The 12,421-nt window shown below is 67.3% G+C and carries 10 protein-coding genes; 6 read left to right on the forward strand and 4 right to left on the reverse strand.

All coding sequences use genetic code 11. The features are described 5' to 3' along the window. Positions 1-56 precede the first annotated feature (56 nt). The 4 genes from NJ1_RS03430 to NJ1_RS03445 are packed head-to-tail and all read right to left on the reverse strand — an operon-like array spanning position 57 to position 4,199. Positions 57-824, reverse strand: a complete 768-nt coding sequence (locus tag NJ1_RS03430) for an enoyl-CoA hydratase/isomerase family protein (protein WP_067687402.1) — start codon at positions 822-824, stop codon at positions 57-59. Beyond that, positions 824-2,095, reverse strand: coding sequence for an acetyl-CoA hydrolase/transferase family protein (locus NJ1_RS03435; RefSeq protein WP_084477703.1), 1,272 nt, complete (start codon positions 2,093-2,095; stop codon positions 824-826). Before NJ1_RS03435 ends, NJ1_RS03430 begins: the two co-directional genes overlap by 1 nt. Next, positions 2,092-2,985, reverse strand: a complete 894-nt coding sequence (locus tag NJ1_RS03440; protein ID WP_067687404.1) for an HpcH/HpaI aldolase/citrate lyase family protein — start codon at positions 2,983-2,985, stop codon at positions 2,092-2,094. Before NJ1_RS03440 ends, NJ1_RS03435 begins: the two co-directional genes overlap by 4 nt. Further along, entirely contained in the window at positions 2,982-4,199 is a 1,218-nt protein-coding gene (locus tag NJ1_RS03445; RefSeq protein WP_067687406.1) for a CaiB/BaiF CoA transferase family protein, read from the reverse strand. Before NJ1_RS03445 ends, NJ1_RS03440 begins: the two co-directional genes overlap by 4 nt. Before the next feature lie 93 nt (positions 4,200-4,292). Between NJ1_RS03445 and NJ1_RS03450 the strand changes: the two genes are divergently transcribed. The 6 genes from NJ1_RS03450 to NJ1_RS03475 are packed head-to-tail and all read left to right on the forward strand — an operon-like array spanning position 4,293 to position 11,826. Next, the gene (locus NJ1_RS03450) at positions 4,293-5,831 is read left to right on the forward strand and encodes a class I adenylate-forming enzyme family protein (protein WP_067687409.1); all 1,539 of its coding nucleotides are present in this window, start codon (positions 4,293-4,295) and stop codon (positions 5,829-5,831) included. Further along, positions 5,828-6,598 (forward strand): SDR family NAD(P)-dependent oxidoreductase, encoded by a 771-nt coding sequence (locus tag NJ1_RS03455; protein WP_067687411.1) that lies wholly within the window; start codon positions 5,828-5,830, stop codon positions 6,596-6,598. Before NJ1_RS03450 ends, NJ1_RS03455 begins: the two co-directional genes overlap by 4 nt. A 48-nt stretch (positions 6,599-6,646) precedes the next feature. Beyond that, the gene (gene acuI / locus NJ1_RS03460) at positions 6,647-7,630 is read left to right on the forward strand and encodes an acrylyl-CoA reductase (NADPH) (protein ID WP_067687413.1); all 984 of its coding nucleotides are present in this window, start codon (positions 6,647-6,649) and stop codon (positions 7,628-7,630) included. Positions 7,631-7,642: 12 nt separating this feature from the next. Continuing rightward, positions 7,643-8,893 (forward strand): FAS1-like dehydratase domain-containing protein, encoded by a 1,251-nt coding sequence (locus NJ1_RS03465; RefSeq protein WP_067687415.1) that lies wholly within the window; start codon positions 7,643-7,645, stop codon positions 8,891-8,893. A 16-nt stretch (positions 8,894-8,909) separates the two neighbouring features. Then, positions 8,910-10,601, forward strand: coding sequence for a class I adenylate-forming enzyme family protein (locus tag NJ1_RS03470; protein WP_067687417.1), 1,692 nt, complete (start codon positions 8,910-8,912; stop codon positions 10,599-10,601). Positions 10,602-10,635: 34 nt separating this feature from the next. Next, positions 10,636-11,826: an amidohydrolase family protein gene (locus NJ1_RS03475; protein ID WP_067687419.1), complete on the forward strand. Its 1,191-nt coding sequence runs from the start codon at positions 10,636-10,638 to the stop codon at positions 11,824-11,826. Positions 11,827-12,421 lie beyond the last annotated feature (595 nt).

A 12,421-nucleotide genomic window follows, 5' to 3' on the forward strand; every position in this document is an offset into this window, starting at 1 on the left:
CCGGCACGCACCGGCGCGCACACGATCGGCCGCACTCGCCGGTGCCGCTCGCAGTGTCAGCGGCCCTGCCAGTTCGGTGGGCGCTTCTCGGCGAAGGCCCGGGGACCCTCCTGGGCGTCCGCGCTGCGATAGCAGAGTTCGGAGGCGTGGCGGGCGGCCTGAAGCGCTGCGGAGCGGCCCATTTCGGTGGCCAGCATGACGGTGTCACGAGCAGCGCGCACCGACAGTGGTGCGCCCGCCAGGATCTCGTGCGCCAGGTCGATCGCGGTTTCCAGCAGTGCCCCGGGCTCCGCGAGCCGGTTCACCAGGCCGATCTCGTAGGCGCGCTGCGCGGTGATGGGTTTGCCGGTCAGCAACAGCTCCATCATGATTCGCTGCGGGATCATATGGATCAGCGGCGCCGCCCAGGGTGAGCTGCGGCCCACCCGCACCTCCGAGATCGCGAACCGCGCGCTGGTGCTCGCGACGCACAGGTCGCAGGCCTGGGCGATCATCCAGCCGCCGGCGAAGGCGGCTCCGTTGACCGCCGCGATGGTGGGCTTGGTCAGCTCGATGGTGTCGTAGGGCAGCGGGAACATCGCACGGGGCGGCACTCCCATCCCGGTGTCCACCATCTCCTCGAGATCGCCGCCCGCGCAGAAGGCCTTCTCCCCCGCACCCGTGAGGACGGCGACGCGCAGCGACGGATCATTCTCGAAGCGCTCCCAGGCGGAGTAAAGCCCCTCGCGAACATCCCGTGCCAGGCAGTTCCGCCGCTCCGGGCGATTGAGCGTGAGCACGGCGATGCCGTCGGAGCGCGCCTCGAACACGACCGCGTCGCTCATCAGAAACCTCTCCGCGCGATGGTGTCGGCCGTGCGCGCCAGTTCTTCCCGGAAGTCGGGATGGGCGATGGCGACCAGGCGACTCGCCCGTTCGGCCAGATTCCGGCCCTTCAGTTCGGCCGCACCGAATTCGGTGACGACTACGTCCACATCGCTGCGCGCGGTGGTGACCGGTCCCGACAGTGCGGCGGTAATCCGGCTCACCGCACCGCCTTTCGCGGTGGACGGCAGCACGATGAGCGAATGGCCGCCGCGCGACCGGGTACCGCCGCGCACGAAATCGACCTGCCCGCCGGTACCTCCGAGATAGGCCGTACCGCTCTGTTCGGCATTGACCTGGCCGGTCAGGTCGACCTCGACCGCCGAATTGATCGTCACCAGCCGATCCAGCGCGTGCAGGACCGCGCCGTCATGGGTATAGGAGGTCGGGCACATGCGCAGCTCGAGATTGCGGTGCGCGAATCCGTAGAGCCGGTCGGTCCCGATGAGCGCACCGGTGACCGTGACTCCCCTGTCGATGCGTTTGCGCGCGTTGGTGATCACCCCGGCCTCGACGAGATCGACCAGCCCGTCGCCGACCATGCCCGAATGCACGCCGAGATCTCGGCGGTCGCGCAGCAGCGGCAGGATGGCGTCGGGCACCGCCCCGACGCCGCTCTGCAGCACCGCGCCGTCGCCGATGTACTCGGCCGCGAAACGCGCTATCGCCGTGTCGGTGTCGCTGATGCGCGACGGCGGCACCTGCACCGGAGAACGCGAGACGTGCACGCCGACATCGATATCGGAGCCTGCCAGCATCGCGCCGTACGTGTGCGGCACCCGGTCGTTGACCTCCGCCACCACGATTCGCGCCGCCGCGACCGCCGCCTGCACGTAATCGCTCACCAGTCCGAAGCTGTGATTCCCGCGCGCGTCGGCGGGACTCACCTGGATGAACGCTACGTCGCAGCCGATGTCCCCGGCCTCGATCATCGGTCCGACCTGACTCACATGACAGGGAATCACGTGCAGCGCATGGGCTTCGGTCATCGAGCGCAGCGCGCCGATCGCGCCCATGCTGGAGAGCATGACGCTCTCGGTCGCCTCGGGAGTGAACAGGCCGGAGAAACTGGTGGCGGTGAACGCGGACAGGCCGCGTATCTCACGGCCCTGAGCGATCAGCGCCTCGATCAGGGTGGTGGGTTCCCCGCATGCCTGCCCGACCACGATCCGGTCACCGGCGCGCAGGATCGCCCCGAGATCCAGATCGGCGGGATTCTCGATGACCTTCACGCTCGCCCCCGCGCGGCCAGCAGCGCCTGTGCGCGAGCCAGGTGCGGACGGTCCACCATGGCCCCCCGGTGCCCGATCGCGCCCACCCCCGGATTGGCGGCGAAGAGGTCCACGATCTCCTGTGCGGCGGCTATGTCCGCCTCGGACGGGGAAAACGCGGCGTTGATCACCTCGACCTGATCGGGGTGGATCGCGAGCATGCCGCGATAGCCGTCCCTGCGCACCTTCTCGGCCCGCGTGCGCAGCCCGTCCAGGTCCCGGAAATCGGCCTGAATGGTCTCGACGGCCGCGACGCCCGCCGAGGCCGCACCCAGCAGGCACAGGCTGCGCGCCAGCTCGTAGGTGAACCCGTAACTCCCGTCCGGATTGCGGTTCTCGCTCGCGCCGACCGCATCGGCGAGATCTTCCGGCCCCCAGGTCATCGCGACCAGCCTGGGCGCGCCCCGATAGCCGCCGGTGGTGAACATCGCTTCGGCGGTCTCGGTGACGAGTGCGATCACCTCGGTGGACCCCTGTTCGATCCCGCAGGACACCTCCAGTGCCGCGAGGTAGTGATCGAGCAGCTCGACATCGTGGCGACCCCGAACCTTGGGCAGCATGATGCCGCCGGGCCGCTCGGGAATCACCGCCGCCAGATCAGCGAGCGTGTGCGGGCCGTCCAGCGGATTGACCCGGACCCACAGTCGCCGGCGATCCGACTCGGCCTGCGCTGCCAGAAAGCCCGCGACCATCGAGCGGGCCCTGGGCTTCTCGTCGTCGGTGACCGCGTCCTCGAGGTCCAGCAGGACGACGTCCGCCGGACCCGTGGCGGCCTTGGCCATCTTGCGCTCGCTGTCGCCGGGCGCGAAAAGCCATGAGCGCGCGCTGAATACGGGTTCTGCGCTGGTCATTCCGGGTTCAACTCCTCGGTCGAATGTCTCTGGTACGCGGTGGTTTTCGACTCGGTTGCGGGCCAGCCCGCGCCGTTCGAATACAAGGCAGCGGTCACTTCGGCGGTGTCCGCGCCGAGCCGCGGGGCCGGACCGGCGACCGAACCCGGGGTCCGGGAGAACCACGCGGGCATTCCGGGAAAGCGCACCGACCCGTACTCGCTCTCGACTGTCTCGAAGAACCCCACCGCGTCGAGATGGGCATTGTCGAACAGCTCGTCCAGGGTGCGCACCGGTGCGGCCGGGATGTCCAGCGAGCGCAGCAGTTCCAGCCACTCCTTCGTGGTGCGCTCCAGGAACGTGGTTCCGAGCAGGGCGTACACGGCATCGATACGCTGCGCGCGCTGGGTGAGAGTCGCGAATTCCGCACCGGCCCATGATGGTTCGACGGCCTCGACGAAGGCCGCCCACTGCTTGTCGTTGTAGACCAGTGCCGAGATGTAGCCGTCCTTGGTTCGATACGGCTTTCGATTGGGCGCGACCGCACGGGGATAGATCGCGGGACCGAGCGGTGGATCGAACATCGCGCCGTTGGCGTGCTCCACGAGCATGAAGGCCGCCATGGTTTCGAACATGGCGACCTCCACCTCCTGCCCGTCCCCGGTGCGCTCGCGGTGGAACAGCGCCATGACGGTGGCCCACAGCGCGGTCAGGCCCGCCACCTTGTCGGCCATGATGGTGCCGACATAGCCTGGCGCGCCGGTCAATTGCTCCTGGGCGAAGGGCAGCCCGCATTCGGCCTGGATGGTGTCGTCGTAGGCGGTGAGATCCGCGTCGGGCCCGCGCCGGCCGTAGCCGTAGCAGTTGGTGTAGACGATCGACGGGTTCACCGCCGCCACCTCCGCGTAGGCGAACCCGAGATCCGCGACCGCCCTGGATCGCATGGAGTGGATGAACACATCCGCTCGCGCGAGCAGATCCCGCAGTGCCCCTGCGCCTTCCGGGGTGCGCAGGTCCAGCACCACGCTGCGTTTTCCACGATTGACATTCACGAAGACACCACCGAGCCCGGGTTCCGGCCCGGCCGAGATGTAGCGGGTGTTGTCCCCGGCCGGCGGTTCGATCTTGATGACGTCCGCACCCATGTCGGCCATGATCTGGGTGCAGTAGGGCCCCATCACCATTGCCGTCAGATCGACCACGCGCACCCCGGTCAACGGGCCTGTCTGCCTCATCTGCCTCCGCTCCCCAACACTTCGGGTCGATGGCGGTCACACTATCGGATGAATCCTTGCAAGGATAGTAAAGATACTGATATCAAGGGTGGCGTGGAAAGCAGCAACGCCGCGGTGACGCCGCGGCCCGCGTCGATCGCGACGGTGCTCGACGCAGCGCTGGCCGCACGGCCCGATGCGCCTGCGGTGGAGGCGATTTCGGGTGTCTGGACCTATGCCGAACTGGACGAGCAGGCGCGACGGGCGGCCGGAGCGCTGTGGTCACTGGGCGTACGACCCGGCGACCGCGTGGCGGCCTGCCTGCCCAACGACCTCGATATCGTCGCGGCTTTTCATGGCGCCCAACGGATCGGCGCGATCTGGGCCGGAATCGGTGAGGCGCTGTCGGCGAGCGAGCAGGACGAGCTGTCCGAGCTCTGTGCGCCGACGGTGCTCCTGGCCGGACCGAACTGCCGCCTCGGCACACCGGCGGGTATCACGCCGGATAGATGGTCGGACCTCATGACCACCGCGCAGGCGGCCCCGAACGTGCCGCAGCAGCTCGACGCTCCCGCCGGAATCGCCTTCACCAGCGGCACTTCCGGGCACCCGAAGGCCGTGGTGCACAGTCAGCGCAATCTGCTACTGCCGGGAACAGCTCTGGTCACGACCCGGGGCTGGGGACCCGAACTGCGCAAGGGCGACAGTTTTCCGCTGACCATTCTCAATCTCATGGTGCTGTCCACCCTGCTCACGGCACAGGCGGGCGGGTGCGCGGTGATCATGAACCGGCGCGATGTCGACGGTGTGGCGGACTGGATCTCCGAACACCGCGTCACGGTCTGGAACGGCGCGCCCGCACAGCTCTACGATCTGGCCCGGCGGCCGGAACTGAATCTTTCCTGCCTGCACGAGGTCTGGAGCGGCGGCAGCGACACCTCCGACACCGTCCGCACGGCCTTCGCCGACGCGCACGGGCTGACGCCGCGCACCACGTACGGTCTCACCGAAGCACCGACGGTGGTAGCCATCGATCCCGCCGGACACGACTGGCGGCCCGGCGCGAGCGGGCGGGTGCTGCCGCAGTACCGCGTCGCCGCCTACGACGATGCGGGCAACCGGCTGCCGCCCGGCGAACTCGGCGAACTGCGGATCAGCGCAGCGACTTCGGGCCCGTGGGCGCACTCGTGGACGCCCGCACTCGGCTATTGGGAGCGCGGCGGTATCCGGCCACTGGAACCCGCCCCGTTCCCGACCGGAGACATCGGGACCGTCTCCGCCGACGGATGGCTCAGCGTGCTGGATCGCAAGAAGCTGGTCATCATCCGCGGCGGGGCCAATGTCTATCCGCTCGAGGTGGAGCGGGTGATCGGGAAGCATCCGGCCGTCACGAAGGTCGCGGTGTGCCCGGTCCCGGATGACCGCCTCGGGCAGCGGGTTGCCGCCCTTGTCGAGAGCGCCTCGCCCACAACCGATTTCGATGCGCTGGCCATGCTGTGTCGCGACGAGCTGGCCGGCTACAAGGTGCCCGAGATCTGGGTGCGCGTCGAGGCCCTGCCCGTCAACGCCATGGGCAAGGTGGACCGCACGCGCCTGCCGGAGCTGCTCGCACGGGAATCGGTTCTGCGCGTCACCCCCAGGAGCCGGATATGAGCATCGACGACGCCGCGCGCATGTTCGACCTCGACGGCCGGGTCGCCATCGTCACCGGCGCTTCGTCGGGCCTGGGTGCGGCCGTGGCTCGCGCGCTTGCCGGGCTGGGCGCGCGGGTCGCGGTGGTGGCCCGGCGCGCGGACCGACTGGCGGAGTTGGCGAAGGAGATCGAGGGCACCGCCGTGGCGTGCGACCTGGCCGATCCGGCGGGTGTCGCCTCCCTCGTCCCGGCGGTCGTCGACGCCCTCGGGCCGCCGGAGATTCTCGTCAACGCCGCCGGAAACCGATTCTCCACCGCACGCGCGGAATCCGAGACCTCGGACGAGATCCGGGACACCGTCGAGCTGAACCTGCTGGCTCCGTTCCTGTTGGCGCAGCAGGTTTTTCCGCACATGCGCACCACCGGCCGCGGTGCGATCGTCAATGTCTCGTCCATCTCGGGCCGCGTCGGCGTCCCCGGTATCCCGCAGGCCTCCTACGCCGCCAGCAAGGCCGGGTTGTCCGGCCTGACCACCGAACTGGCCGTGCAGTGGGCACGTCATTCGATCCGGGTGAACACCGTCGCGCCCGGCTTCTTCCGCAGCGAGATCACCGACAGCCTCTACGACAGCGATCGCGGCGGCGACTACCTGCGCCGCAATATTCCGCTCCCCAAGGAGGGGACCGCCGAGGACATGGTCGGCGCGATCGTCTGGCTCGCCGGCGACGCCGCGAGCTATGTGACCGGTCAGACCATCGTCGTCGACGGCGGCTGGACCGCACGCTGACCAGCGTCCGGCCCGCACGACATCAGGACCCAGGAAGGAATTCTTCTCATGTTTTCCGCACTTTTCATCGAGAAAGGCGAAGCCGGGCAATCGGTTTCGCTTGCCCACAGAGACGAGGCCCAGCTGCCGGAGGGGAACGTCACCCTCGAGGTGGAGTACTCCACACTCAATTACAAGGACGCCCTGGCGATCACCGGCAAGTCGCCGATCGTCCGCAAGTTTCCGATGATCCCGGGCATAGACCTGGCGGGTGTGGTCACCGAGAGCAGCCACGCGGACTGGTCGCCCGGCGATCGCGCGGTGCTCAACGGTTGGGGCGTCGGCGAAAGCCATTGGGGCGGACTGGGACAGCGTGCCCGGCTCGACGGCGACTGGCTGGTGCCGCTGCCCGAGGTGTTCACCTCCCGCCAGGCGATGGCGATCGGCACCGCCGGGTACACCGCGGCCCTCTGCGTGAATGCGCTGCTGGCACACGGCCTCACCCCGGATCAGGGCGAGGTGCTGGTCACCGGGGCGACCGGGGGTGTCGGCAGCGTGGCCGTCGCGCTGCTGGCCGCGTCCGGATTCACCGTGGCCGCGGCAACGGGTAAGACCACCGAGGTCGACTACCTCCAGGGACTCGGCGCGGCCACGGTGGTGGATCGCGCGGAACTCGCGGAGAAGGGCAAAGCCCTGCAGAAGGAGCGCTGGGCGGGGGTCGTCGACGCGGCAGGCAGCCACACGCTGGCCAATGCCTGCGCTCAGACCCGATACGGCGGCGCGGTCGCGGCCTGCGGGCTTGCCCAGGGCATGGATTTCGGGGGCACCGTCGCCCCGTTCATCCTGCGCGGCGTGACCCTGTTCGGCATCGACAGCGTCATGGCGCCCAAGGCGCGGCGCGCAGAGGCGTGGGCTCGTCTGGCCGCCGACCTCGAACCCGAAGTGCTCGAGTCGATCACGCAGGAGGTCGCGCTCCCCGAGGCGATCGACGCGGCGCATCGGCTCATGGACGGCGCCGTGCGCGGCCGCATCGTCGTCGACGTCAACCGATAAGCAGGAGTCGCAGTGACCAAGAAGACCACTAAGCCGGAGAAGTCGGCGACGGCCGCAAAACGCAGTACCTCGAGCAAGGCGGCGACGGTCGAACTCGATCTCTCCGACGTCGAACCCCGGGTCGGGCAGCCGATCGGCGGCGGTCAGCTGTGGGAGCCGTGCAGCGCGTCCGACATCCGGCGCTGGGCAATGGCGATGGACTACCCGAACCCGCTGCACTGGGATCAACAGTTCGCGCGGGAATCGCGCTACGGCGGACTCGTGGCGCCGCAATCCATGGCTGTCGCACTCGACTACGGACACGGCTGCGCACCCGCGTGTGTGGGCCGGATCCCCGGCAGTCACCTGATCTTCGCCGGTGAGGAGTGGTGGTTCTACGGCACGCCGGTGCGGCCCGGCGATCAGCTCTTGCAGGAGCGTCGCTTCCACGACTACAAGGTGGCGGACACGAAATTCGCAGGGCCGACGCTGTTCTCGCGCGGGGACACCACCCATCGCAATCAGCACGGCGCACTGGTGGCGCGCGAAAGGTCCACCACCATCCGCTATCTGGCGGAGGAGGCCCGCAAGCGCGGCATGTACGACAACCAGGTCGGCGAGCTGAAGAAGTGGACTGCGCAGGAGCTCGAGGCGGTGCACGCCGTGCGCACCGAATGGCTGATGTCCAACCGGCAGGGCATCTCCCCCCGCTTCGAGGAGGTGAAAGTCGGAGATACGCTGCCGCGCCGCGTGATCGGACCGCACAGCATCGCCAGCTTCACCACCGAGTATCGGGCGTTCCTGTTCAATATCTGGGGCACGTTCGAATGGGTCGCGCCCGAGGGCGTCGACGATCCCTGGGTGTATCAGGATCCGGGCTGGATCGAGGGTTTCGCGTTCGACGAGGAGGGCGCGAAAATCGATCCGCGCAAGCGGGACGGTCTCTACGTCGGGCCCTCGCGCGGGCACACCGACAACGAGAAGGCCGACGAGGTCGGAATGGCGCGCGCCTACGGCTACGGCGCGACCATGGGCGCGTGGTGCACCGATTACCTGGCCTACTGGGCCGGCACCGACGGCATGGTGCGCCATATCAAGTCGGATTTCCGGCTGCCCTCCTTCGAGGGTGACGTGACCTATTTCGATGCCGAGATCATCGGCAAGCAGGCGCTGTCGACCTGGGGTGTGCCGGTGGTCGAGATCAAGCTGCGTCTCACCGATCAGAACGGCGGCGTGCTGGTGGACTCCACCGCCGAAGTCGAGCTGCCGCTCCAGCGGCCATGAGAGAACAGAGGCAGCCATGACGACTCCTCCACACCAGGATTCGATCCTGTCCGGACCACCCCTGGACAGCGAACCGGGGCTGGGAACGCTCACTCTCCCGGGGTTCCTGCGGGAGGTGACCGAGCAGTACCGAGACCGCGAGGCGCTGGTGGCCCGCACGGCCGCGGGCATCACACGGTGGAGCTATTGCGATCTGTGGGAGCGCTCGGTCGAGGTGGCTCGGGCGTTGCACGCGATCGGACTGGGCAAGGACGGTCGGGTGGGGGTGCTGATGACCAACCGGCCCGAGTGGATCTCGGCGGTGTTCGGGACCGCGCTGGCCGGGGGTGTGGCCGTCACCCTCAGCACGTTCTCCACTCCGGCGGAGTTGGACCAGTTGCTCCAGGCATCCGGGGTGTCGGTGCTGCTGTTCGAACGACAGGTGCTGGCAAGGGATTTCGCACAGGTGCTGACCGAGCTCGAGCCGGATATCGCCACCTCGGCGCCCGGTGCGCTGCGTTCGACGCGATACCCGTTCCTTCGGCATCTGGCGGCTGTCGGAGCGGGCACGGCGGGCACGGCCGTCGACACGTGGGACGGTTTCCTCACGCGTGGCCGGAACGAGCCTCTCGAATCCATCGAGGCCACCGCCGCCACGGTGCGCCCGAGCGATCCCGCGGTGCTGTTCTTCTCCTCCGGCTCGACCAGTACTCCGAAGGGCATTCTCAGCGCCCATCGCGGCGTCGCCATTCAGATGTGGCGGTTCCGGCGGATGTACGGCTTCACTCCGCGGGACGAGATCCGGGGGTGGTCGGCCAATGGATTCTTCTGGTCCGGCAATTTCGCGCTGGCCCTGGGCGGCACGCTCGCGGGCGGTGGATCCATCGTGCTGCAACCGACTTTCGATCCCGCCGAGGCCCTGGAACTGATGCAGGCCGAGCGGGTGAACTTCCCGTTCGCCTGGCCGCATCAGTGGGAGCAGCTCGCGGGCGCGCCCGGGTGGGACACCGCCGACCTGAGCAGTATGCGATTCGTGGACGCCCGCAGCCCGTTCGCTGCGCATCCCACCGTCACCTCGCACTGGACCGAGCCGAACCACGCCTACGGCAATACCGAAACCTTCACCATCACAACCTCTTTCCCTGCGAACACACCGGAGGACGAGCACGCGGGAAGCAACGGGGTTCCGCTGCCCGGGGTGACCGTCAAGATCGCCGACCCGCTCACGGGCGCGGTGGTGCCGCGCGGGGAGAGCGGTGAGATCTGCGTGAAGTCACCGACGCTCATGCTCGGCTACATCGGCATCTCCCGCGACGAAACCCTGGACGGTGACGGGTATTTCCGCACCGGCGACGGCGGATACCTCGATTCCGCCGGACGTCTGTTCTGGGTGGGCCGCCTGACCGACATCATCAAGACCGGTGGCGCGAACGTCTCGCCCGTCGAGGTCGACGAGGCGCTCGCCGCCTATCCGGGCGTGAAACTCGCCCGCACGGTGGGCGTTCCACACGAGACGCTCGGTGAGATCGTCGTGGCGTGTGTGGTCGCCCACGACGGCGTCACGCTCGACGAGGACAAGATTCGCGCATTCCTGCGTGAGCGGCTCGCCAGCTACAAGGTGCCGCGCCACGTCCTGCCGTTCGCCGAGAACGATTTCGCGCTGACCGGCAACGCCAAGATCAAAACCAGCGAACTGCGCAACCTGGCCGCACAGCGGCTGGACACCTAGCCCCTGTTTCGAAGTATCGACAAGGAGACATCCCATGGCCGTGCGCGACCTCCCGTACACGCTCTTCGACGCCGACAACCACCTCTACGAGACCAAGGAGGCACTGACCAAGTTTCTGCCCGACCGATATCGCGACGCGATCAAATACGTCGAGGTCGACGGCCGCACCAAGATCGCGATCCGGGGTCAGATCAGCAACTACATCCCCAACCCCACCTTCGATGTCGTCGCCCGGCCGGGTGCGATGGAGGAGTACTTCAAACACGGCAATCCCGAAGGCAAGAGCATGCGGGACATCTTCGGCAAGCCGATCCCGTCCTCGCCGGCCTTCCGCGAGCCCGCCCCGCGCCTGGAACTCATGAACGAACTCCAGATCGACCGAGCCCTGATGTTCCCGACCCTGGCGAGCCTCATCGAGGAGCGCATGAAGGACGATCCCGAACTCATCCACGCCGTCGTGCATTCGCTCAACCAGTGGCTGCACGAGACCTGGTCCTTCAACTACGCCGATCGCATATTCACGGTTCCGGTGATCAGTCTCCCGATCGTCGAGAAGGCGATCGAAGAACTCGAATGGGTCGTCGAGCGCGGTGCCAGGGCGATTCTGGTCCGCCCCGCCCCTGTCCCCGGCCTGTACGGTCCGCGCTCTTTCGCGGTCCCGGAATTCGACCCGTTCTGGAAGCGCGTGGTCGAACTCGACGTGCTCGTGACCATGCACTCCTCCGACAGCGGCTACGCCCGTCATGCGTCCGAATGGGACGGCGGCGCACGGGAAATGCTGCCCTTCCAGATCAACACGTTCAAGATGATCAACGAATGGCAGCCTATTCGCGACGCCATGGCCTCGTGGGTCTGCCATGGGGCGCTGTTCCGCTTTCCTGATCTGAAGATCGCCGTGATCGAGAACGGCGCATCCTGGCTCCCCGGGCTCCTCGAAAGCCTTGCCACCGTCTACAAGAAGGCGCCGCAGGGCTTTCCCAGCGATCCGGTCGAGGCCATCAAGAAGATCCATGTCAGCCCGTTCTGGGAGGAGGATCTCGTGGAGCTTTCTCGGCTTATCGGTGCTGATCATGTGCTGTTCGGGTCTGACTATCCGCACCCGGAGGGGTTGGCCGAACCTGCTCGCTACGTTGATGAATTGAAGGAGCTCTCGTTGCCTGATCAGAAGTTGATTATGGGTGGTAATCTTGCTCGGCTTTTGAATGTTCGATCGGTGAGGGATTAAGAGAACAAGATCAAAGACAAAGATGCCTGGAAGAGAAGGGAAGAAGAGATCAAAGATCAACTGCAACTGGGGATCTGACGGTTCGAGGGGCTGCGGCATCGCGACGTGTCGGAGCGGTTCGACATTTCGGAGCGGAACGGGACAGGGCTGGGCTGGGCTGGGCGGTATACCAAGGTTCGGAGACGCGGGCAGGTAATCCGGGCTCAGTGGCGTGAATACCGGCGCCTGTGACTCCGGCGGGCGACACGCGCCAGCGGCCCGAACACGTCAAGGTGGGCTGTCATCTCGGACGCATAGATACGCGGGCAGTGCGTCACCTGTGGTCCCTTGCTACGAGGGCGACGGCTGGTGATTGTTCGTCTCGGTACCGGACCACAGCCTTCCAGCCAGGCCGGGACGAGAGATAACGGCTCCTTGCTGGGGAGCCAAAGTCGGGTACGGCAGACGAAATGACCAGCACTGCCCATCTTTTCCGCTCTTCACACCTTGGGCCACACCGTTGCGGGTGCGGAACCTCGCTGGATCTCGAGCCCAGAGATGCCCGCATGAGCGCGGCAGGGCACGAAAAACAACCCAGGCAGCACCGATCCCCGAA

It is taken from the genome of Nocardia jejuensis NBRC 103114, from assembly GCF_001613145.1.
In the GTDB taxonomy this organism is placed as follows: Bacteria; Actinomycetota; Actinomycetes; order Mycobacteriales; family Mycobacteriaceae; genus Nocardia; species Nocardia jejuensis.

What these genes read in the sequence shown, in the direction of transcription:
- NJ1_RS03470 (WP_067687417.1), top strand. Translation starts at nt 8,910, where the DNA reads ATGACGACTCCTCCACACCAGGATTCGATCCTGTCCGGACCACCCCTG.
- NJ1_RS03430 (WP_067687402.1), bottom strand. Translation starts at nt 824, where the DNA reads ATGAGCGACGCGGTCGTGTTCGAGGCGCGCTCCGACGGCATCGCCGTG.
- acuI (WP_067687413.1), top strand. Translation starts at nt 6,647, where the DNA reads ATGTTTTCCGCACTTTTCATCGAGAAAGGCGAAGCCGGGCAATCGGTT.
- NJ1_RS03445 (WP_067687406.1), bottom strand. Translation starts at nt 4,199, where the DNA reads ATGAGGCAGACAGGCCCGTTGACCGGGGTGCGCGTGGTCGATCTGACG.
- NJ1_RS03475 (WP_067687419.1), top strand. Translation starts at nt 10,636, where the DNA reads ATGGCCGTGCGCGACCTCCCGTACACGCTCTTCGACGCCGACAACCAC.
- NJ1_RS03455 (WP_067687411.1), top strand. Translation starts at nt 5,828, where the DNA reads ATGAGCATCGACGACGCCGCGCGCATGTTCGACCTCGACGGCCGGGTC.
- NJ1_RS03440 (WP_067687404.1), bottom strand. Translation starts at nt 2,985, where the DNA reads ATGACCAGCGCAGAACCCGTATTCAGCGCGCGCTCATGGCTTTTCGCG.